The sequence below is a fragment of the Streptomyces gottesmaniae genome (assembly GCF_031845845.1).
Lineage (GTDB): Bacteria > Actinomycetota > Actinomycetes > Streptomycetales > Streptomycetaceae > Streptomyces > Streptomyces akebiae.
In genome coordinates this window covers 22,997-42,584 of record NZ_JAVRFJ010000062.1, presented here as the reverse complement: position 1 = coordinate 42,584, position 19,588 = coordinate 22,997, and the positions used below count along the sequence as shown (strand labels likewise).

Annotated in this window: 10 protein-coding genes; 4 read left to right on the top strand and 6 right to left on the bottom strand. The window is 73.8% G+C overall.

The window, feature by feature from the left end; genetic code table 11:
• A partial coding sequence (locus tag RM704_RS42285) for an SDR family NAD(P)-dependent oxidoreductase (RefSeq protein ID WP_311593181.1) occupies positions 1–6,368 on the bottom strand: 6,368 nt, incomplete at its 3' end.
• A 329-nt stretch (positions 6,369–6,697) separates the two neighbouring features.
• Between RM704_RS42285 and RM704_RS42280 the strand changes: the two genes are divergently transcribed.
• A complete protein-coding gene (locus tag RM704_RS42280; protein WP_192829791.1) occupies positions 6,698–7,534 on the top strand; it encodes a HEAT repeat domain-containing protein in 837 nt (278 codons plus the stop codon).
• A 20-nt stretch (positions 7,535–7,554) separates the two neighbouring features.
• Here the strand turns inward: RM704_RS42280 and RM704_RS42275 are convergent, their stop codons facing one another.
• Together RM704_RS42275 and RM704_RS42270 are read right to left on the bottom strand one after the other, a co-directional pair.
• On the bottom strand, positions 7,555–8,127 hold the full coding sequence (locus RM704_RS42275) for an AMIN-like domain-containing (lipo)protein (RefSeq protein ID WP_033530776.1): 573 nt from the start codon (positions 8,125–8,127) through the stop codon (positions 7,555–7,557).
• Between the two features lie 134 nt (positions 8,128–8,261).
• The gene (locus RM704_RS42270) at positions 8,262–9,002 is read right to left on the bottom strand and encodes a hypothetical protein (protein ID WP_033530775.1); all 741 of its coding nucleotides are present in this window, start codon (positions 9,000–9,002) and stop codon (positions 8,262–8,264) included.
• A 328-nt stretch (positions 9,003–9,330) separates the two neighbouring features.
• Between RM704_RS42270 and RM704_RS42265 the strand changes: the two genes are divergently transcribed.
• Positions 9,331–12,285 carry a SpoIIE family protein phosphatase gene (locus tag RM704_RS42265; protein WP_033530469.1) on the top strand — a complete coding sequence of 985 codons (2,955 nt, stop codon included), beginning with the start codon at positions 9,331–9,333 and terminating at the stop codon, positions 12,283–12,285.
• 334 nt (positions 12,286–12,619) lie between these two features.
• Here RM704_RS42265 and RM704_RS42260 read toward each other — a convergent pair whose 3' ends face one another.
• Both RM704_RS42260 and RM704_RS42255 read right to left on the bottom strand, forming a co-directional pair.
• Positions 12,620–13,648 (bottom strand): ArsR/SmtB family transcription factor, encoded by a 1,029-nt coding sequence (locus RM704_RS42260; protein WP_033530468.1) that lies wholly within the window; start codon positions 13,646–13,648, stop codon positions 12,620–12,622.
• A gap of 181 nt (positions 13,649–13,829) precedes the next feature.
• On the bottom strand, positions 13,830–15,488 hold the full coding sequence (locus RM704_RS42255; protein WP_033530467.1) for an alpha/beta hydrolase: 1,659 nt from the start codon (positions 15,486–15,488) through the stop codon (positions 13,830–13,832).
• 251 nt (positions 15,489–15,739) lie between these two features.
• On the opposite strand from RM704_RS42255, the gene RM704_RS42250 reads away from it, so the two are divergent.
• Complete coding sequence (locus RM704_RS42250) at positions 15,740–16,243, top strand: hypothetical protein (protein WP_033530466.1); 504 nt, start codon at positions 15,740–15,742, stop codon at positions 16,241–16,243.
• A 223-nt stretch (positions 16,244–16,466) separates the two neighbouring features.
• A complete protein-coding gene (locus tag RM704_RS42245) occupies positions 16,467–16,940 on the top strand; it encodes a carboxymuconolactone decarboxylase family protein (protein WP_033530465.1) in 474 nt (157 codons plus the stop codon).
• Between the two features lie 97 nt (positions 16,941–17,037).
• Here RM704_RS42245 and RM704_RS42240 read toward each other — a convergent pair whose 3' ends face one another.
• On the bottom strand, positions 17,038–19,497 hold the full coding sequence (locus RM704_RS42240) for a DUF8508 domain-containing protein (RefSeq protein ID WP_052146345.1): 2,460 nt from the start codon (positions 19,495–19,497) through the stop codon (positions 17,038–17,040).
• Positions 19,498–19,588 lie beyond the last annotated feature (91 nt).

Here is a 19,588-nt window from a genome sequence, read left to right as displayed (position 1 = left end):
CTGTTCGTGGGCGGGTGCGGGTTCGTCGTGGCTGGTCGCGCAGTTCCCCGCGCCCCTTCGGGGCCTGCGGACCCTGGTGGGGGTGGCGTGTGGTGCGTGGCCGTTATCAGGACGTGGGCCGTGTCCAGGGTGAGCGCCGCGTGGAGGCCCGTCAGGGCTTCCCGGGCGGTCATGGGGGTGAGCGGGTGGGGGCGTGAGGTCGTTCCGCCGGCCAGGCCCGTGTCGGTGACGGGTCCGAAGGCGATGCTCTGCCAGGGGCGGCCGGCGGCGCGTTCGGCGGTGGCGAAGGCGTCGAGGAAGGCGTTGGCGGCGGCGTAGTCACCGAGGGCGCCGGCCAGGCCCGGCAGTACGGCGGAGACGGACGAGAACGCGACGCATGCGGCGTCCTCCTGGCCGTGCCGCCGCAGCGCCTCGGCGAGCAGCCTCGTACCGCGCACCTTCGCGCCGAGTACGGCCTCGATCTCGTCGTCCGGCTTGCCCCGCAGGCTGCCGGGGCGAGCCGTGCCCGCCGCGTGGAAGACGGCGTCCAGGGGTGGCAGGCCGGCCACGAGTTCGTCGACGGCGTCCGCGTCGGTGACGTCGGCCGCCTGGTAGCGGACCAGGGCGCCCAGCGCGCGGAGTTCGTCGAGCAGGGCGCGGGGCGGGGTGGGGGTGCGGCCGGTGAGGACGAGTGTGGGTGCGCCGCGTTCCGCGAGGTCACGGGCGAGGGCGGAGCCGAGGCCGCCCGCGCCACCGGTGATCAGGTAGGTGCCGTTCGGGGGGAGAGGGGTGGGCGTGGGGAGCAGGGTGGGGATGGGGGTGCGAGAACCCGTGGTGAGCGCGGTCGTGCGGGCGAGGCGGCGGCCGGTTCGCCAGGCGACGGTGCCGGATGTGTCCGCCACGGACACCAACTCACGTTCCAAGGCGTCGAGTTGGGCGTCCAACTCGTCCCCGTTCGACAGGTCGATGCTCAGGGAGGTGAGGCCCGGATGTTCCTCGGCCAGAGCCAGGGCGAAGCCGTGGAGGAGTGCCTGTCCGGGGCGCGGGCGGTTGGACGGGTCGCCCGAGCCCGTGCCGGACTCTGTGCCTGACTCCGTTCCGGACTCCGTGCTGTACGCGTCCTCGGTGACGAGCAGCAGGCGGGTGGGCCGGGTCAGCGGTGTGTCGAGCGTGGCCAGCACCTCGCGCAGGGCGGAGACGGCCGTGGCGGTCTCCGACTCCGGGCTCGTGGTGCCACCGGCGGCACCGGCGAACCACAGCACCACCTCCGGGGCGATCGTCCGGTCCGGTGTTCCCGTCCTGCCTTCGTACGGGTCCGGCGTCCGCGTCGGGTCCAGCACCCTCACCCCGCGTCCCGTGAGCCGGGCGGTGAGGGAACGGCGCAGCGGGGTGTCGGCGCCGGTGAGGCGTACGGCACGAGGGCCGGGGGCGGCGGTCAGCGGGGCGTCGCGCCAGAGGAAGGGCCGTGGGGTGGGCGGCTCGGCGGGTGAGGGCTCTGGCCCTGTCGCTTCGGGTGCCGGCCCCGTTACCGGCGCTGGTGCAGCGTCGAGGTGTCGCGGCCAGTGGTGTTCGCGCTGGAAGGGGTACGTGGGGACGGGGACCCGCCGCCGTGTCGTGTCCCGGGCCGGAGACGTCGGGGACAGCGGGGTCCCACGGGCCCAGAGCCGACCGACGGTGTCGAGCAGGGCGCCCGCTCCCTGCGTCGCCCCTTCGCCGGCCGCCGGAGCGGGCAGGACGGTCGTCTCGGCGGCTGTGACGGCGGGGTGGGCGGCGACGACCGCGTGGATCGGGGCGGAGAGGGAGGCCCCGGGGCCCAGTTCGACGAACGTGTCGTAGCCCTCGTCGAGGAGCCGGGCGACGGCGGGCCCGAAGCGGACGGGGCGGATCGCGTGGTCGCGCCAGTAGCCGGAGTCGGGGGTCAGGTCGGGGCCCCAGTGGCCGGTGACCGTGCTCAGGAGGGGGACGGTGGCCGGGTGCACGGTCAGGGCCTTCGCCGCCGTCTGGAGGGAGTCGAGCACGGGGTTCAGCAAGGGGGAGTGGAAGGCGTGGGAGACATGGAGGCGCCGGGCGGCCACGCCACGGGCGGTGAGCGCCGCGACGGCACGGTCGACGGCCTCGGTCTCGCCCGACAGCACGACCTGCGTGGGTGAGTTGACGGCGGCCACGGTGAGCGTGCCGTCGGAGTCGGCGACCAGGGCGGCGACGGTCTCCTCGTCTCCCCGTACGGCCGCCATCGCGCCCGGCGTGGTCAGCTTGCCCATCAGGCGCCCGCGTTCGGCGGCGAAGCCGACCGCCTCGGCCAGGGGCAGGGCGCCGGCGACGCACGCGGCGGTGATCTCGCCGACGCTGTGACCGACGACCGCGTCCGGCGTCACACCCCACGCGGCCAACTGCCCGGCCAGCGCCACGCCGAACGCGACGAGCAGTGGCTGCGCCACCTCCGTCCGTGCCAGGGCCTCGGGCTCGACGCCCTCGTCCAGACACCAGGCGGCGAGGCTCCGCCCCAGCACCGGCCCCGTGAGGGAGGACGCCTCCTCCAGACGATCCCGGAACACCGGCGCCGAGCGCCACAACTCCCTTCCCAGGCCGACCTGTTGGGCCCCCTGCCCGGGCATGACGAACACGGTCTGCGACCGTCCCCGGACGTGTCCCGTCACGGTGCGTCGCCCCGTTTCGAGCCGCTCCGCGAGGTTTCCCTCCGCCACCACGGCCAGTCGGTGCGGTCCCTCGTCGCGGGCGGTGTTGACGGTGGCGCACACATCGCCCTCGTCCAGTTCGGGGTGAGCGCGCAGATGCGCGGCCAGTTCGGCGGCGGCCTCCCGCAGGGCACCCTCGGTCCGGGCGGACAGGGTCAGCAGGTGCGGGCCGTCGGCGTCCGGAGTCGCCGCGTCGGCCGGTGTCGGTGGGGGCGTGGGTGTCGCCGCGTCGGCCGGTGTCCGCGGGGCCATGGGTGTCGCCGCGTCGGCCGGTGTCCGCGGGGCCATGGGTGTCGCCGCGAACGAGTCGGTGGGCGCCGGGTCCGTCACCGTCCTCGTCCCGCCGGGCCGGCCCGCGTCCCGGGGCGCCTCCTCCAGGATCGCGTGGGCGTTGGTGCCGCCGAAGCCGAAGCTGTTGACGCCGGCGATCAGGGGGCGGCCGTCCGGGCTGGTCCACTCCTCCTGCTCGGTGACCAGGCGGAAGGCGGGCGCGGTGTCGGCGAGGAAGGCCGCGGGTGGGGTGACGTGGGGGGACGGCGGGAGCCTGCGGTGCGCGAGGGCGAGGGCGACCTTGACCAGCGCGGGCATCCCGGCCGCGTTGAGCAGGTGCCCCACGTTCGTCTTCACCGAGCCGAGCCGCCGCGGGACCCCGTCGGCGCGGGGCGGGAACGCCTGCCCGAGCGACCGCGCCTCGACCGGATCTCCGATCGGCGTACCCGTCCCGTGCGCCTCCACGTACGACACCTCAGCCGGATCGACACCGCACTCCTCGTAGGCCCGGCCGATCACCTCGCGCTGTCCGCGCGGGGTCGGCGCGAGGAGCCCGAGCGAACGGCCGTCGTTGTTCACGGCCGTGCCGCGTACGAGTGCGAGGACCGGGTCGTCGGCGGTGCGGGCGTCGTCGAGGCGGGCGAGGACCAGCGCCGCGCCGCCCTCCCCCGGGACGAATCCGTCCGCGTCGGCGCCGAACGCGCGGCACCGGCCCGTCGGCGACAACGCGCCCGTCGCCGCGAGGAGACGCCGGCCGGTCGGCGTCAGGCCCAGGTTGACGCCGCCGACCACGGCGAGGTCGCACTCGCCTGCCAGCAGGCTGCGCCGGGCCAGGTGCAGGGCGACGAGGGCCGAGGAGCAGGCCGTGTCGACGGCCAGGGCGGGGCCGTTGAGGTCGAGCACCTGGGAGACCCGGGCGGCGATCAGGTTGGGCAGGTTGCCGGTGAGGGCGGCGGGGTGGCGGGTGAGGTCCCCGTCGGCGGCCTCGGCGAGGATCTCCCGGTACCCGCTGTCACCGGTCGCCGCGAAGACCCCGACCCTGCGTCCGGCCCGCCGGGGCCCGGCGTACCCGGCCCGTTCCAACGCCTCGTGCGCCAGCTCGAGGAAGATCCGCGCCTGTGGATCGGTCGCCCGCGCCTCCACGTCGTCCATCCCGAAGAAGCGGGCGTCGAAGGCCCCGGGATCGGTCAGGCGGCCGACGGCGTCCCCGCCGGACGCGAGCAACTCCCAGAAGTCCTCCGGCGTTTCGCCGCCGGGAAACCGGCAGGCGACGGAGAGCACGGCGAGAGCGTGGTCGTCGGCACCCCCACCGCCCCCCGAACGGGCCGCAGGTCCGCCGGTCGTGCGGGGCGCCCCGCGACCGGGCACGACGTCCGCGCCCCCACCCTCGCCCTCCGCCGACAACCCCCACACATGTCCGGCCAGCGCCACCACGGTGTCGTGGTCCCGCAGAGCACCCGGCTCGACCGTCACCGCGAACACGTCCTCCAGCCCGGCGAGCACGGCCATCGCCTTGAGCGAGGAACCTCCGAGGTCGAAGAACCGCTCCCGCAGCCCCACCTCGGACACGGGCACGTCCAACACCCGCGCCCACACCGCCCGTACCGCCTCCTGGACCTCCCGCAGCGAACGGGGAGCACCCCCGTCCCCTTCCTGCGCCCTGCTGCCTTCCTCCGCCGTGCTGCCTTCCTCCGCCGTGCCGTCCACCACCAGAACGGGTGCGCCGCCCCGATGGCCCTCGCCCGCCGCGCCGATCCAGCGGCCTTCGACCGCCGCGTACTCCCCGGCCTCGAACCTCGCCCGCAGCACCCCCCGACGCACCTTCCCGCTGGTCGTCCGCGCGAACGCACCCGGCGGCAACGGCAGCACCCGTACGTCGTCGTGCCCGAGGACCTCCCGCAGCCGACCGGTGGCGGCGCGGAGCACCGGCGCGGCGGCCGCGCGCGCGGGCCGTGCCCACTGCACGAACGCGACGACCCGCTCACCCCCGCCGTCCGGATCGGTGGACCCCACGACGGCCACGGCCCCCGGCTGCAGTCCCGGCGTCGCGGCGACCGTCTCCTCCAGGTCGGACGCGTGGAACGTACGGCCGTTGACGAACACGACGTCCTTGTGGCGCCCGGTGACGCACAACCGGCCGTCCCGCAGGAATCCGAGGTCGCCCGTGCGCAGCCAGCCGCCGTCGCCGAACGCGGCCGCGCTCGCCTCGGGTGCCCGGTGGTAGCCGCGTCCCAGCTGCGGCCCCCGCACCTCCACGTGCCCGACCCGCGACTCGCCCGCCGGGGCCCCGGTGTCGTCGGTGATCCGGACCTCGCACCCCGCGACCGGCCGCCCGAGATCCATCAACTCCACGGCGTGTGAACCGGCTTGGGCGTCCACCACCCGACCGGCGCCGAGCGCGTCCCGGTCCAGCACCAGCGGCGTCGCGGTCTCACCCAGCGGCGGTACCGTCACCGCGAGGGTCGCCTCGGCCAGGCCGTACACCGGCAACGGGGCGCGCGGATCGAGCCCCGCCGGAACCGTGAGGGCCGTGAACTCCCGCCAGACACGCGGGGCGATGGGCTCGGCGCCGACGAGCAGCAGGCGTACGCAGCCGAGGTCGAGTCCGGCGAGCGCGTCGGCGGGGACGCGGCGTACGGCGAGGGCGAGGGCGAAGTTCGCGGCCGAGAGGAGGGTCGCGCGGTGGCGGTCCACGGCCTCGAACCACAGGGCGGGCCGCTTCGCGAAGGACAGCGGTTCGATCCGTATCTGCTTCACGCGCGCGGCCATGGGGACCAGATGCGTGCCGATGAGCCCCATGTCGTGGAAGTACGGCATCCAGGTCGCGAGCACGTCGTCCGAGGTGATCGCCATCGCGGTACGGATCTGGCGGAGGTTGGCGAGGACCCCGGCGTGGGTCAGCTCCACGCCCTTGGGGGCGCCCGTGCTGCCGGAGGAGAACTGGAGGAAGGCGATGTCGTGCGGGTCGGGGCGGTGAGGACGCTGGGGCGGGCGGCCGTGGCAGGGCTCGCTCAGCCGCAACACGCTTGCCCCGGTGGGCAGTTGACCGTCCGCCGACTCGTCGTCCGCCAGCACGGGCGGTCTGCCGAGGAGTTCCCACACGGGGCCTATCCGGCGGGGCTCCGGGGCGAGGGGGACGGGGACGGCCCCCGCCGCCAGCGCACCCCAGAACAGGGGCTGGAAGGTGTCGCCCCGGCCGGCGACCAGGGGCAGCGGGGTGCCCGGCGTCACGCCCGCCGCGAGCAGGCCGCCGGCCACGCGCAGTGCGTCGTCGTGGAGTTCGGAGAAGGTGACCGTGTGCTCGGTGCCGTCCCCCCGGACGTGCACGACGGTCTGGCCCGGGGTCTCCCGAGCCGCCCCGAGCAACACGTCCAGCAGCGTCGAGTCCGCCCCGCCGTTCACATCTTCATACGATCTCTCCACCGTGTGGACACTACAAGCCGTTTCGGCCGGTGGGAGGCAGAGCCGGCCGCGGCGGAAGCGGCCAGGGCCGGTCGGCGGTGAGGGTGGGCAGCCTTGGCCGGCGGGGTGGCGCCCTAGGGTCCCTCTGATGGATCTCCGCGGCGTCGCGACGCCCGGCACGCGCTCTCGCCGCATCGCGCGAAAGCCCACGTACGTCCAGTACGCGGGCTTCCGCGCGGCACGCCGAGAGCACGCTCCCCCAGTCTCGGCTTCGCTCGACCGGGAGGGGCCCCCACGACGCCGCTCCTTCTCCCGCGGAGATCCATCAGAAGCGCCCTAGCATCTGCGTCATGGCGATGTTCGTGCACCTGACCTCGGCGGCGAACGCGTCGCGCATCCGGCGGGCCGGGGTCCGCGCGGCCTCCCACGGGCAGGGCGGGGCGCGCGGGGTGTACTGCTTCCCGGTGCTGCCGTCGTACACCCTCACCCACCAATGGCTGCGCGAGCTGGGCCGGTTCGGCAGCAGGGGCGGGCTGGTGGCCGTCCATGTGCGGCTGGACGACGCCGAGGAGGTGCTGGTCGGGCGGTACACGGACCGCGCGCGGGGCCGGCAGGCCACCGTCACGGGGGCCGAGGCCGTGCGGCGGATCGCCGCGCTCGCGGACCCACGCGGGTGGGAGGTCTTCGTGCCCCGGGCGATCCGGGCGCGCGAGGTGCACCGGGTGCGGGCGGCGCCGCAGGTGGTGGGGTGGCGGTACCTCCCCGACGCCCACGGCACCCGGCCCTGCACCTGCTTCGGCTGCCGCGTGCGCGGCGGCTACGGATCCCGCCGCCTGCGCGAACGCCTGCCCCACCCCCTGGACGGCCCACCGCCGCCCGTACGGGTCCTCCTGGCCCGCGTCGCCGACGCGAGCGGGCCCGGCGGCCCGACCGCCTCCGCCGACCCCGGCGTCCCCGGCGACGCCGCCGTGCTGCGCCAGGCCCTGCACTGGTTCGGCATGCGTCGTCGAGGGCCGCTGGAGCGGCTGGCGCACCTCGCCGTCCACCCCGACCCCGGTGTACGGGAGGACCTGGTCTGGGCGGTCGCCCGCTGGTCCACCCCCGGGGTCGGCGCGCTGCTGGACCGCCTCGCCGACGACCCGCACCCGGAGGTGCGGGAGGCCGTTGAGGCGGTGAGGGAGGGGTAGTCGGCGACCCCCCGCCTGACCTACGTCCAGCTGTGGGCCACGTCCACCACGAGGCGGTCGGAGAGCTGCAGCACCCGGAACGGCAGCCGGGCGCGGATGCCGACGCCGATCTGGGTCTCGCCCTCGAAGCTGCCGGCGAAGCGGGTGTCACGGAAGGTGCGGTAGCCGGTGAGGTTCACACCGGGCAGCGGCCCGGCCACGTCGCCCGGGTAGGCGACCCCGCCCGTCTCGGGGTCGTAGCTGGGCGCGGCGACCCGTATCTCCAGGATGGCCCCGCCCTTCACCGGGATGGGTTCGCCGGAGCCGACCTGGTGGAGCCGGTCGACGTACTGGACGAAGTAGCCGATGTGGTCACCCCCGCCGGGCACGTCGAACACGATGCGGTCGAAGCAGTCGTGCCGGCCGGTCCTGATGTCCGACAGCGGCACGGCACCGCTGTCGGGGGTGCCCTTGACGCCGCTGCCCCAGCCCGTCGGACAGGCCGCGGCGGCACGCGCCGCACCCGCCGGCGCGGCACTCGCGGTGGCCGCCGCCGTCACTGTCGCGGTGCCGGCGAGCGCGAGCGCCAGAACCGCTGCTCCGATTCGTCGCATGTCGTCCCCCTTGTTCACGCAGCGCTGTGGTAGCGCTGGTATCGGGTGAGACGACCGGGTATGGCGGAAGGTTGTACTCCGATCGCATCGAAGTGTCCCGGTTTCGGAACAGCGGGTGGCGCCCGCTCCCACCCCTACTTCTGGGCCACGGGCGAGCCGCTGCGTTCCGGGTGGCGGCGGCGGGCCGCCGGGGCGGGGGAGGGGACCTTGTGGAGGAGGGGAGCGGCGGTGGGGCGGCCGGGGCCGGACGGGTGGCTCACGTACTGGCTGTGCAGGCTGTCGTCGATCCGCCAGAGGATGCCGGTGGTGCGACCGGTGGGGGCCGCCGGGTCGAGCTTGGCGGTGAAGGAGGCCAGCCGGTCGTAGAGGGTGCGGGCGCGCGCTCCGGTGGCGGTCAGCTCCGAGGTGGTGGCCTCGTGGAGGGCGTCGAGGAGGTGGACCAGGTTGTGCCCGGAGAGCTGGACGTCCTGCATGCCGCCGTCCGCCTTGGTGATGCGGCCCGGCGGCAGGTTGGGGTTCGTGGTGAAGTGGGCCGCCCTGGTCGCGGTCGGGCCGACGCGGTCGTAGGGGTCGCGGGTGCTCTGGGTCCAGGCGGGCTCCCAGACGCCGAACGCCGTGCGGGCCAGGAAGGTCCAGGTGTCCTCATGGCAGCGCAGGGTGAGGTAGGAGACGCCGGCCGCCCGCCGGAGGGTGTCGTTGTGCTGTTCGAGGGCCACCCGGTTCGCGGCGAGGGCGGCCCGCAGGATCACCCGGTCCTCCTCCCGCCAGCGCCGCTCCTGCTCACCACGCTGCGCCAGCAGATCGCGTTTGAGCTGCTGGTTCCTCGCGTACTGCTCGACGAACGTCTTGATCAACGTCTTCACTGGCTGGAACATCTCGAACATGGCGCCTGCTGGGGTCGGGCCGGACATCCTGGGGTTGCAGCGGCCCAACGACGTTCATCAGATCTTGGTAACGCGGGCCGGCGACCGGGCGTCGTCGCGAGGGCCCCGCCGGGGACGGACGAGCCGGCGCCCGTGCCGACGCCTGTGCCGGCGCCCGAACCGGCGCCCGAGCCGTCCCCGCTTTCTGAGGGTCAGTCAATTACGCCTCCGCACAGCCTGGTTGAGACGCCGACCCGACTCGAGGACGGCATCGCGGAGTGACTGTGGAGTTCCTGTGGCGGACTGCCCTACGTGTGAGTAGAACGTTAGGGTCTGCCGTATGAACGCACGGCTGGCCCTGCTCGGCACGGTGGATCCGGGTGTCGCGGAGAGCGAGGTCTTCCGGCTGGCGCTCCAGCACGCGGTCGGCGAACTCGGCGCTCTCGGGGCGATGATCCACCTCAGGGGCCCCATGTCGGCCCTGCGCCTGGTGTCGGTCACCGGCCTCCCGCCCGCCCTGACCCGCCCCTGGGAGATCATCGACCAGGAGGGCCCGCTGCCCCCGGCCCGCGCCCTGCACCAGGGCAGCGGGGTGTGGTCCCCGCTGGGCTCCATGGCCCTCGCCTGGCCCGGTACGGGGCTCGCCGCGTTACCCGTCTCCGGCCGCGACCGCACGGTGGGCGCGCTCACCGTCCTCACCGGCGACCGGGGCGAACCCACCGGCCTGCAATGGGACTTCCTGCGTGCTGTCGTCGACTGGACCGAGCACCGCATGGCTCAGGCGCCCTTGCCGTCCGGCCCCGCACCGGCCGAACCGGACGCCGAGCGGCTGCGGCAGGCGCTGAAGGAGGTCAACGTCGGCTCCTGGGACTGGGACATCCAGAGCGGTGACCTGATCTGGGACGAGGCCGCCCTGGAGCTCTACGGCACCCGGCCCGCCGAGTTCACCGGCAAGATCGAGAACTGGATGCGGATCGTCCACCCCGACGACCTCCCGCCCACCCTGGCCGCCGCCGAGCGGGCGATCCGCGACCACACCGTGTACGAGGCGGAGTACCGCGTACGGCGCTTCGACGGCACCTGGGGCTGGACCCGGGCCCGCGGCCGGGCCACCTACGACGAGGACGGCGCACCCGCCCGGATGATCGGCGTCGGCTGGGAGAGCGACGAGGCACGCTGCGCCCGCGACGCGGTCGGCCGGGCCCTGCGGCACATGAGCGACGGTTTCCTCGCCGTCGACGACGACTGGCGGATCACCTTCGCCAACCTGGTCGCGGAACGCACCCTCGGCCTCTCCGAGGAGGAACTGTTCGGGCGGCACCTGTGGGACCTGCCGTCCGTGCGCGACACGTCCTGCCTGGAGACCCGCTGCCGGGCGGCCGCGGCCGAGGAGAAGCCCGCCGGGTTCGACGTCCATGTGCCGGACCACGACCGCGTCTACCACCTGCGGCTGGTTCCCGGCCCCGACGGCCGCACCATCTACTTCACCGACGTCACCGAGCGGCGCCGGCACGACGAGGAGCGCCGCGAGGCGGAGCGCGCGGCCTCCGAACGGGCCCACCGCATCGCCGCGTTGACCGCCGCGCTCGCCAAGGCGACCACCTCGCAGGACGTCGTCGACGCGGTCGCCCTGCGGGTGCTGCCGCCGTTCGCCGCCAGCGGCCTGCTCGTCCAGACCGTCGAGAACGGCCGGCTCCACAACGTCGGCGCCGTCGGCTACGCCCCCGACTTCATCGAGCTCGTCAACCACCGTCCCCGGACGCCGTACGGCCCGGCCTGGGACGCCATCACCACCGGCGCCCCGATCTTCCTCTCCTCACCGCAGGAGTACGCCGCCTACGTGCCCCGACACGCCCACCTGCCCGCCCGCGCGGGCAAGCAGGCCTGGGCGTTCCTGCCGCTGACCGCGTCCGACCACACCTTCGGCGTGTGTGTCGTCTCCTTCGACCGGCCGCGCCGCCTCACCGACGAGGAACGCACCCTGCTGACCGCGATCAGCGCCCTCCTCGCGCAGTCCCTGGAACGCGCCCGCCTCTACGACCTCGAACACACCCGGTCCCGCGAACTCCAGCGCGCCCTGCTCCCGAAGGACCTGCCGGCCCTCGCCGCCTGCGAGTCGGCCGCCCGCTATCTGCCGGCCGGGCAGGGCATGGACGTCGGTGGCGACTGGTACGACGTCATCCCGCTCTCCAGCGGCCAGGTCGCCCTCGTCGTCGGCGACGTCATGGGCCACGGTCTGTCCGAGGCCGCCACCATGGGCCGCCTGCGGACCGCCGTGCACACCCTCGCCGACCTCGAACTGCCCCCCGACGAGATCATGGGCCACCTCAACGACATCGTCGGCTCCATGGGCGAGGACTCGTACGTCACCTGCCTGTACGCCCTCTACGACTCCACCACCCGGGTCTGCTCCCTCGCCCGGGCCGGGCATCCGCCACCGGCCGTGGTCCTCCCCGACGGCACCGTGCGCTTTCCCGAGTGGACCGCCGACCCACCGCTCGGCGCGGCCGAGCCGCCGTTCGAGACGGTCGAGCTGAGCGTGCCCGAGGGCAGCCTGCTGGTGCTCTACACCGACGGGCTGGTCGAGTCGGCGAAACGCGGCATCGACGAGGGCATGGCCGACCTGGCACGGCTGCTGCGCACCGCCCACGAGGACGGCACCGCCGCCGACCTGGAACGCCTCTGCGACACCCTCACCCACGGCCTGCTGCCCGCCGAGCACGCGGCGGCCGACGACGCGGCCTTCCTCGTCGCCCGGCTGCACGCGCTCACCGACGACCGGATGGCCTCCTGGTCCCTCCTCGACGACCCGAGAGCCGCCGGGCAGGCCCGCCGCCACGTCCGCGAACAGCTCGCCGCCTGGGGCCTGGAGACCCTGGCACCCACCACGGAACTGCTCGCCAGCGAACTCGTCGGCAACGTCGTACGCCACGCCAAGGGCCCCGTCCGCCTGCGTCTCCTGTACGGCTCCGCGCTGGTCTGCGAGGTCTTCGACGGCAGCCTCACCATGCCCCGCATCCGCAGGGCCGGCGACACCGACGAGGGCGGCCGTGGCCTGCAGTTGGTCACCGCGCTCTCCCAGCGCTGGGGCACCCGCTACACGGCCACCGGCAAGTGCATCTGGACCGAACAGTCCCTCACCGGCCCCGACCCCCGGCCCACATCCCCGTCCGGCCCGCCGGAGCACCCGCTCCTGGTCCCGGCCGACTTCGACGGCGACCTGGACGCGCTGCCGTTCGACGACCTGGACATGGACGACCTGGACGTCGACACCGGCCGGGGGAAGGGCCGTTGACCCTCGGGGAGGGCTTGCTCGATCAGCAGTTGCGGACGGAGCGGACGGGCCCCCGGTTCACGGCGTGGACCCCGTTGTCGGCGGGGTACGAGGCCAGTTCGTTGCCGGCGGAACCGTAGACGCGGGCGACCGCGCCGCCCGTCCGGCTGTTCTGGGCCTCGCCCCACTCGCCCCAGTGGGACAGGGAGTACCGGGCGCGGTCGGAGAAGGAGAAGACGCGATACCCCCCCGGCGGAGTGTCGAGCGGTGGGTGTGGGGATGAGCGGCCGCCGGTCGTCGGCCGGATGCGGACGCGCCGGGTCGTGGGGCCCGTCGCCGCGCTTCGTGATCACCGTCACCGTTCGGCTCGGGCCATGGCTTTCGAGCGTGGTCGCATCCCGCAGGTCGTGCCGCCTTCGAGGAGGTCGACACCCAGGGCGGTGACGGTGTGCAGCACGGCACCGCCGATCCGCCGGCTGGTCAGGAGCCCCGACTCCCGGAGCACGGCCACATGGTGGCTGACGGTCGCCGGGCTGAGCCCCACCCGGGCCGCCACCTCGCTCGTGGTGCGGCCGTCGGCCACCTCCTCCAGCACGGCGGCCCGCGCCCGGCCGAGCAGCGCGGCGAGGGCCTGGTGCGAGCCGGGCGCGTCGGGCGGCGGGGCCAGCCAGCGGGGGTCGTGGGTCACCGGGTGGACGAGCACCGGGGGAAGGGAGCCGTCCTTCAGCACGATCGGGCCGGGCCAGCAGAAGAAGGAGGGGATGATGCGCAGCCCGCGCCCGTCGAGGTGCAGGTCGCCCTGGAGGTGGGAGCCGGCGATGTGCAGCACCGGCGCCGTCCAGCGCAGGCTGGGGTGCAGCCCCGCCGCCAGACCGGAGAAACCGGACCGCAGCAGGGCCCTGGCCGCGACCGACCTGGCGTCGTCGAATCGGGCCCGGACATGGCTCCAGTAGGGGGCGACGAACCGCTCGTGGTGCCGGCGGACCAGGCCGGCGAGCCCGCGCAGGGCCTGGGGGTCGCCGTCGGCGAGCGGCCTGGCCCAGCCCGGCAGGGGACGGGCGAGGGACAGCTCCGTCAGGTCGGTCCGCAGCCGGGCGCGGGGGGTGGCGAGCATCGCGTCGAGGCCCGCCTCGAAGCCTCCGGCCGCCCCGGCCGGGGTGAGGAAGTCCGCCGAGTAGCCGCGCGGCGGGGCCAGATGGCGCAGCCTCGGCAGCTCCGGGTCGAAGAGGCCGCGCGACGCCCGGCGCCAGCGGCCGAAGACCAGGGCGCCGTCCCGGTTCTGCAGCAGGTGCAGGCTCAGCAGCCCCTCCCACAGCGGGTCGGGTTCCTCCGCCAGGACCACCCTGGCCAGGTCCTCGTACGTGAAGTGGATCCGCAGCCCCACCGGCCCGCTCCCCCCAGATGCGTGCGGCTCGACGTGCCGCTGACGTGTCGCGGACGCGACGCGGACGTGCGGAACCCCGGGGCGCTCGCCGTGGAGTGGAGGGGCGGGCGCCCCGGGGTTCGGTCGGTCGATCAGCCCAGGGAGCCGAGGGCCCCTGGGGTCGGACGGTGCGCCGAGCCGGTCAGCTCGCGTCGCCGATGCGCTCGACGCGCTCGTTGACGCCGTTGCGGAGTTCACCCAGGGTCGTGCCGGGCGGGGCCGTCTTCGGGGTCGAGGACGGCGGCTGGGTCTCGTCCGCGCAGGTGGTGCCGGAGGCCGGGACAGTCAGGTCGACGAGGTAGTTCACGACCGCGTCCGTCGCGCAGCGGCTGCGGCCGAACGCGGTGTGGCCCTCGGCGTCGAACGTCAGCAGCGAGGCGTTGTCCAGCTGCCGGGAGAGCGCGACCGCGTCCTGGTACGGGGTGTCCGGGTCACCGGTGGTGCCGAGGACCAGGATCGGCGCCGAGCCCTTGGCCCGGAAGGAGCCGTCGTAGCGGCTGACCTTCTCGGCCGGCCACTGGACGCACGCGGTGGCGTGCTGGTGGTCGTAGGTCGGCGGACCGAACGCCATGGCCGGGCCCAGCAGCGGCGCGTCCTTGGCGTTGGCCGTGACGTTCCGCTCCAGCTTGCGCAGGCTCTTCGGGTACTCCTTGTCGACGCACTCCACGACCACGTTCGGACCGAGGAAGTCGAAGCTCGCCGGGGACGGCGGCCGCAGCAGGAACGAGGTGTTGTCCCGCAGCTGCGCCTTCTTCAGCGCCGCGCCGAGGGACGGCCAGATGACCTTGCCCTCGTTGATGTTGAACATCAGCCGGTAGACCAGGGTGTAGCCGTTGGCCTTGCCGCCGCTCGCCGTGGTGACGGGGTTGGCGTCGAGGTCCTTCTTCAGCTGCTCGAACGCCCCGCGCGGATCGCCGTCGCCGAAGCCGCAGATCGCCTGGTCGGCGGCGCACCAGTCGAGGAAGCGGCCCATCGAACCGTCCAGCGCCTGGTACTGGGCCCGGTCGTAGGCGTAGGGGCGGTAGGCGTACTTGTACGGGTCGTACGCCCCGTCGAGCGACAGCGCCCGCACCCGCTTGGGGAACATCGCCGCGTAGACGGTGCCGATGTACGAGCCGAACGATCGCCCGTAGTAGGTCAGTTGCTCCTCGCCGAGGGCCTGGCGCAGCAGGTCGATGTCCCGGGCCACGTACTCCGTGCCGACGTACGGCAGCAGCTCGCCCGAGTTGTCGAGGCAGGCCTGGTTGAACTCGGCGGCCTCGCGCAGCGCCGGGCCGAAGGCGTCCGGGCCGGGGACGCCCTTGGCGTCGGTGACGGCCTTGGTGTAGCGGGCGTCGTCGAAGCAGGTGAGCGCCGAACTGCGGCCGACACCACGGACGTCGTAGCCGAAGACGTCGAAGGAGTCGCGCAGGGCCGCCGGGAGGCCGGCGTGGTTGTTGCGGACGAAGTCCACTCCGGAGTTGCCCGGTCCGCCGGGCTGCATGAAGAGCGTGCCCTTGCGCTTCGCGGGGTCGGCGGCCTTCTTGCGGACCACCGCGAGCGTGATCTTCTTGCCCTGCGGCTCCCGGTAGTCCAGCGGGACCTCCGCGTTGGCGCACTCGTACCCGCCCTGGCAGTCGGCCCAGGTGAGCGTGGGCACGGGCGGCGGCGGGGTCTTCGCCGACTGCGGCTTCTGCGTCGTGCTCTGCGCGGCCATCGCCTGGGTCGCCGACCCCGTCGCGGCGAGGACGAGCGCGGTCACGGCGGCACCGACGAGTCTGAGCCGGGAGTTACGTCTCGGGGCGTGCTGATACCTGGTCATGGATGTGTTCCCCCCTGGGAATCCGTGCTTCCTGCATCCCACTGGTCAAGGTGGGGCCGGAGCATGTCTAACTGAGGAGAGGGGAAAAACGCCAGAGAGGTGCCCTCGTGGCCGACTTTCCACGCAATCTCTCCACTACCTGGCGGTAGTTACCGCTCGCGGCGATCGCTTCGTAATCTTGGGGCGTCCCTGGCCGGTGATCCAGTGCTGGGCCCGGCCGGACCCCCCACGAGCATTAAGGATCCGCGCACGTGTCAGTCAAGAACAGTCGTCTGAGGGTCGCCTTCCTCGCCGTGGCGGTCGCGGCCGCCGGTCTCGCCCTCGCGGGGCCCGCCGCGGCGGCCACGCCGCAGCCCGCCACCACCACCGTCTCCACGGCCTCCCAGTCCTCCATACCCGTCGACTTCGTCGACCTCGCCACCAGCCCCCTCACGGCGGACGGCAAGAGCCACGAGGTCACCGTCACCTACCGCAACGACACGACGGCCGACCGGACCGTCGCCCCGCAGCTCCTGGTGGAGTCGCCGGACGCCGGCCCCTTCCTCGACCCGGCGGACGTCGAGGTCGAGCGCCGCACCGCCGGCGGCTGCTGGAAGGCCGTCGACCTCGGCAGCCAGACCGGCACCCTCTTCACCGACCTGACCGCCGCCCGGCGCACGCTGGCGCCCGGCGCCACCGTGACCGAGGTCTACCGCGTCACCGTCACCGACCCGGCGGCCCAGGGCACGGTCCACCCGAGGATCGCCCTCTACTGACCCACCGCCGCGTCGTCCACGACAAGGGCCGGGCCCAGCTCCTCGGAGCGGGTCCGGCCCTTGTCGCGTGGAACCCGACACCTACGGCGCCCCGGGCGAGGGGTCCGGCCAGGTCGACTACGCCGGTGGCGAGTGACGGGCGTCACACGCGTCCATGTCACATCCACCCGGGTCCGGTCCGTCCTTGTGTTGTCACCGCATACGACGGCACAAGGAGCCCGCCATGGAAGCCCGTCTGAACCTGTTCGCCAGCCCTGTCACCGGCAAGCTCGTCAAGCACCTCGTCGGGGCCGACAAGGTGATCTCGGGGACGGAACTGCCCCGCTCCACACAGGAGTTGGTGAAGATCCGCGCCAGCCAGATCAACGGCTGCGGATACTGCCTCGACATGCACACCAAGGAGGCCGCGCACGCCGGGGAGACCGACCAGCGGCTGCACATGGTGGCCGGCTGGCGGGAGGCCAAGGTCTTCACCGACGCCGAGCGCGCCGCGCTGGAGCTGGCCGAGCAGGGCACCCGGATCGCCGACGCGGCGGGCGGTGTTCCCGACGAGGTCTGGGAGAACGCGGCCAAGCACTACGACGAGGACCAGCTCCTCGCCCTGGTGGCGTTGATCGCCCTCATCAACACCTTCAACCGGCTGAACGTGATGGTGCGGCAGCCGGCCGGTGACTACCAGGTGGGCATGCTCGGATAACCAGAGCCACGACGAGGAACCCCCGGGCCACGGACGGGCCCGGGGGTTCCGCATGGTCGAGGTCGAGGCCGAGGTCGAGAGACCGACCGGCCGGCGGTCAGTCCCGGCGGCACCTGCCCACGTCGATCCGCACGATCTGCGGGTCGTGGTCGCTCGCCTGGTCGGCGAACTCGGCGTTGATGTGCACCACGTCGTAGTCGAAGTGCGTGACGGCCGGGCTGGTCAGGATGTGGTCCAGGGTCTGCGAGTTGCCCTCGTAGACGTAGGTGTAGCGCTCGGCGGCCGGCAGGGTGCCGATCAGCGGGTTCAGGACCTTGCCGGCGGTGAGCGCGGTCATGGTCCGGGAGAACTCGAAGTCGTTGAGGTCGCCGAGGACGACGGCCTTGGCGTTCCGGTCGGCCTTGAGCAGGTCCTTGACGAAGGTGTTGACCTCGGCGGCCTGCTGGTGCCGCTTGGTCTCGGAGCCGCGGGTCGGCTCCTGGTAGCGGCCGTGCAGGGGCTGGTCACCGCCCTTGGAGCCGAAGTGGTTGGCGATGACGAAGACCTGCTCGCCGTGGAAGACGAACTCGCCGACCAGCGGCTTGCGGCTGCTGTCCCACGCGTCGCTGGTGGGGTTGATCCGGCCCGGCGAGTAGGTGAGCCGGGCGCCCTTGCGGGTCTTCACCACGCTCGTGGCCGTCGTGGGCGTGGCGGCTTCGGCACCGGCCCGGTCGGTGAAGGAGACCCGCTTGGGGTTGAACAGGAACACCTGACGGATGTTGCCGCCGGGCTCGCCGCCGTCCTGGTTGTCGGCCGGGGTGGCGTAGCGCCACCGGTAACGGGGGCCGCCGGCCGCGCGGATGGCGTCGGTGAACCGGGTCAGCGTGGCCTCGGAGGTCACCGTCCCGTCGTTCGTCGGCCCGTTGTCGTCCTGGATCTCCTCCAGGGCGACGATGTCGGGCGAGGCGAGGCCGACCGCGACGCCCTCGGCGAGCCGGTCGAACTTCTCCTGGCCGTCGAGCGCGTCCAGGTTCTCCACGTTGTACGTGGCGACCGCCAGCTCGTCACCCTTCTGCCGCCGGGTCCTCTCGGCCTTCAGCCCGTTGTCGACGAGCGTGCCGAGCTGCGTGGCCTGGAGGTTGTAGCCGCCGAAGGAGGAGTAGTCGAGCGGCCCGCTGGTGGTGCCGGACAGCTCGTCACCGACGTCGGCCTGCGGGAAGGCGGCGGCGGTGTCGAGCGACATCACCTTCATCCGGCCGGTGCCCGGCTGGTCGTAGCCGGAGTAGAGCGAGCCGCCGCGCGCGGTCGGGCTCTCCTCCGGCTTCACCGTCACCCACACCTCGTCGTACTCCGTGGTCGCGCCGACCACCCGGGTGTCGGAGGCCCGCACCCGCGAGCCCTCCAGCGCCTCGTAGAAGTCGAGGGCGTAGACGGCCGGTTCGAGCGGCAGCGCGTCGATGCTGCCCCCGCCGGCCGTGGGCACGTACGCGTCCGGCACGGTCGACGCGTCCAGCGTCACGGGCTCGGGCAGCGGGTTGCCGCCGGACAGGACGGTCGCCGTCGGCCCGGTGATCTCCGTGACCGACTGGCTGGTGCTGCTCGGGTAGTACTCGGTGACCTTGCCGCTGACGAGGACCGAGTCCCCGACCGCCACGGTCGGGTCCGCCGACCCGGTGTACACGAAGACCCCTTCACCGGTACGGGGGTCGCCGTCGGCCTGCGGGTCCTGGATCCAGTACCCCTTCGAGCCCGACTTCCGTACGCCGGTGACGACGCCGGGGACACGGGTGACCGTCTGCCCGGTGAGCGGCGAGAGCCGGGTGGTGCCCTGGATGTCGTGCACGCGGAGGGGTCCGGGCTCGGTGGACCCGCCGCCCCCGTCGCCCTCTCCGTCGCCGCCGCCCGAACCGGCCGTCTCACCGGCCGAGTTGACCGGGCTCGGGGCGCCGGACGCCAGGTCCGCCGCGTTGTCGTCGGTGTCCGCGAGGGAGGCGGCGCGGGCGACGGAGGCGGTGTTGGAGGCGCCGGCGGCCGGGCCGCTGCCCTCCCGGACGACGGCGCTGCCGTACCCGACGAGGTCGACGACGTGTCCGTTCGCCGCGCAGTCGGCGGCGGTCTTGCAGGTCAGCGGGGTGGTCCCGGCGACCAGGGCGATGGTGCCGCTGGCGGCGCTCATCGCGATCGACCCGGTGGCGTCGGCGGTCGGCAGGGCCGTCGTCCCGCCGGTGCCGGCCGCCTCGGCTATCAGATACCGGCCGCCGGGCGCGATCGAGCCGCTCAGCGCGGTCACCTGCCACTGCGAGGACGCCGACGGCGACCCCGGCAGGTACTGCACGCTGTAGCCCGCCAGGTCGTAGGCCCCGGTCCCGGCGTTCCCCAGCTCGACGAAGTCCCTGACCAGGGTCGCCCCCGAGTTCCCTCCGCCGCCGTACACCTCCCCGATCACCGCACTCGCCGAGGGCGCGGCGAACGCGGCGGGCAGCACGCCGAACGCGAGAGCGCCGGCCGCGCCCACGGATATCAGCGGATGGGCGACGCGGCGCGCACGGGCGCCGCTTCCTGCGGGTCTGTCGGACATGGGCACGGCTGAGGGTCTCCTCGGACATCGGGCTTCGGGCATCGGTATCGGACGTTCGGACGTCGGACATCGGGTACGCCGAAGCGATGGT